The sequence below is a fragment of the Wolbachia endosymbiont of Glossina morsitans morsitans genome (genome assembly GCF_000689175.1).
Classification (GTDB): domain Bacteria; phylum Pseudomonadota; class Alphaproteobacteria; order Rickettsiales; family Anaplasmataceae; genus Wolbachia; species Wolbachia pipientis.
Map to the genome: position 1 here is coordinate 5278 of NZ_AWUH01000001.1, position 2895 is coordinate 8172.

At 33.4% G+C, this 2895-nt stretch carries 1 protein-coding gene and 3 pseudogenes; 2 read left to right on the top strand and 2 right to left on the bottom strand.

What is annotated here, in order from left to right:
• Positions 1-103 precede the first annotated feature (103 nt).
• Together WGMM_RS07410 and WGMM_RS07415 are read left to right on the top strand one after the other, a co-directional pair.
• Positions 104-517: pseudogene (locus WGMM_RS07410) on the top strand (transposase); the annotation flags it as partial.
• Positions 518-628: 111 nt separating this feature from the next.
• A pseudogene (locus WGMM_RS07415) lies at positions 629-1087 on the top strand (IS3 family transposase); the annotation flags it as partial.
• 382 nt (positions 1088-1469) lie between these two features.
• Here WGMM_RS07415 and WGMM_RS00035 read toward each other — a convergent pair.
• Positions 1470-1802 (bottom strand): hypothetical protein, encoded by a 333-nt coding sequence (locus WGMM_RS00035; protein WP_038248059.1) that lies wholly within the window; start codon positions 1800-1802, stop codon positions 1470-1472.
• Between the two features lie 74 nt (positions 1803-1876).
• Positions 1877-2895, bottom strand: a pseudogene (locus tag WGMM_RS06230) (ankyrin repeat domain-containing protein); the annotation flags it as partial.

A 2895-nucleotide genomic window follows, 5' to 3' on the forward strand; every position in this document is an offset into this window, starting at 1 on the left:
AGATTAATTTTGAGGATGTAAACATCGTGTTTAGAGTAAAAGAGCTTCCAGACTCTTTTCATATGGAGAAAAATCAATGCTTGCAATGTTGTTGTAGGGGTAGGGATGGCTATATTTGGCAACAATAATCGATCTATATTCACGCATGGTAGTTAATGAGCAGTTCAATAAATAAACAATTGGTTATGGACTCTTTATTAATGGCCGTTAACAAGCGTAAACCTGCCAAAAATCTACTATTACATAGTGATCAAGGTTCACAATATACTTCGCAAGGTTATCAATATCTCTTATCCATAAAAAACATAGATGAGTTATAAAGGTTGTTGTTACGACAATTCTGTTGTGGAAAGCTTCTTCAATTCTCTAAAAAGGGAGTTACCAATAGACACCTCTCGGCACTCTAAACAGCATATCAAAACTGCTATATTTGAATATATAGAAATTTTTTATGACAAACAACGTCACTATTAACTATTGCATTCCTGAGCATTTTGATTCATCATTCTCTTTGTGAAAAACATTCCAAACTTTCTCTCCACTTTTTCTGGGTAAGGTCATCATAGCATTAGTTAGATGCATTAGAATTGATCATGATGATGTACATATAAACCAAATAAAGTATGGGATTACTTATATAAAAACCAAAGAAGGATGGCTATATTTGGCAACAATAATCGATCTATATTCACGTATGGTAGTTAATGAGCAGTTCAATAAATAAACAATTGGTTATGGACTCTTTATTAATGGCCGTTAACAAGCGTAAACCTGCCAAAAATCTACTATTACATAGTGATCAAGGTTCACAAATATACTTCGCAAGGTTATCAATATCTCTTAGCTGTAAAGAATATAGATGAGTAATAAAGGCTGTTGTTACGACAATTCTGTTGCAGAAAGCTTCTTTAACTCATTGAAAAGAGAAATACTTATTGATACTTCACAACACTCTGCTCAACAAACTAGAACTGCAATATTTGAATACATAGAAATTTTTTATAACAAACAACGCCACTATTATAGCCTTTCTTATAATAGTCCGAATGCGATAAGATATGTGTTTATGGCTATAGCAGGCCAGTAGCATATTACGGTCTGTTCGGATTATTGTAAAAAGAGCTATAACTATTGCATTCCTGAGCATTTTGATTCATCATTCTCTTTGTGAAAAACATTCCAAACTTTCTCTCCACTTTTTCTGGGTAAGGTCAATACCTTTAAGCCCAACACCAAGCTCGAGAAAGTAGAAAGTGTGGAGCAGCCTATTCAGTCTTCTTTGAATCTAACATGAAAGGCTATGCTCAAAAAACTGTAAGCGTCCAAGTAATTTTTTAAATAAGATAACTCCTTTAGAATATCTCTTAAGCTATTAACTTAACGTCACCATAGGATTTAAAACATTCCCCAAAAAATGTTAAAGCTATTTTAGTAAAATACTCAAAACTTGACCCTAAGCAACTTTGAGTTCATGCTCCTGGTACTCTTGCTTTACCTTCCTGCATAATCGCTTTTGGAGGAAATATATTACTGGATGAAGAACTCACTATATCACCACACTTTAAACCTTTTACCGCTGCTTTGACTCCTTCTGAGACTTTTTTAGATAGACTAATTGTTTCAAAAAAATGACAAAGTTTTCCAGACCTTTCAGAATATCCCTGTTTAATAGCATCGTAGATCCAATATCCACCAAGCGAGCAATTCTCACCTAATTCTTCTTTACAATTTTTGAACTTTTCCAGTATTTCCTTTTTGTTACTAACTTCTACTATTATTTTATCTTGCTTGTCAGGGTACAAATTATAGCTCTTTTTACAATAATCCGAACAGACCGTAATATGCTACTGACCTGCTATAGCCATAAACACATATCTTATCGCATTCGGACTATTATAAGAAAGGCTATAACTTCTAATTCTCCTAAACTAGTAGAGAAAGTTAACACTATATTACTGTTGTCTGCATTATTAGTGTAATGCCTTATGCCATTTTCCATTATAATTTCTACCTCACTTTTACCGATCTTTACTATATCTCTTCCGTATTCTATTTTTCCTTGAGTTAACCCTAAGCTCCTTGCCCCATCTGTTATCTTTGCGACATCTATTATGCTATCCTCTGAATACTCTAAGTAGAAAGTAGAGTTGTCCATTTTTGCATCTTTTAACTTACCATTAGTTGCACCTCCAACAACTTCCATAAACTTGAGAGTAAGATTTGCACAACTTCCATGAGCTTTTATCATATTAGTTTCATGATCTTCAAATTCTAATTCCAGTGTATTGAGCACATACATACTATCTACAACATACCACACCGCTCCTTTTGATACTAATTTACATATTATATCACTAGCAACCTTGGAGTTCTTTTCTAATTCACTAATCTCTTTTATTCTTTTCATCACACAATCCATAAAGTTATACTTATCTTCATACATCTTTCCTTGATGAGGAAAATTAAACCTTATTCCAGACTTTATAGCTTCGTTTACAACTTGTTCTAATTGATTCGTGTCTTGCGCTTTACCTACTTCATCTAAAAACACTTCTAACTTTGCCTGCTGGTCTAGTATTAAATTATCCCATAGAGTCCTAGATTTAAGCAGATGCTTTTCACTATCTAACCCTTTGAAATCTTTTATTCCTGCTGCCAGCAATAATCTATCTGCTTCTTTACAACAAGTTTCATCACTATGAAAAACATTTCTGATATATTGAAAGATTCGTAACTTCCCTTTATTGTTATGAAGGCTTAAAACTCTCTTTAAGTCTTGAGTACCCTTGCGTTCATTCAAAAACTTTTCTAATACAGTAAGACCTTTACTTAGAGAAGAAGGGTTATCTTTGTCGACACCACCAAGAATACAGTCTAATTCTTGCTGCAACCTTT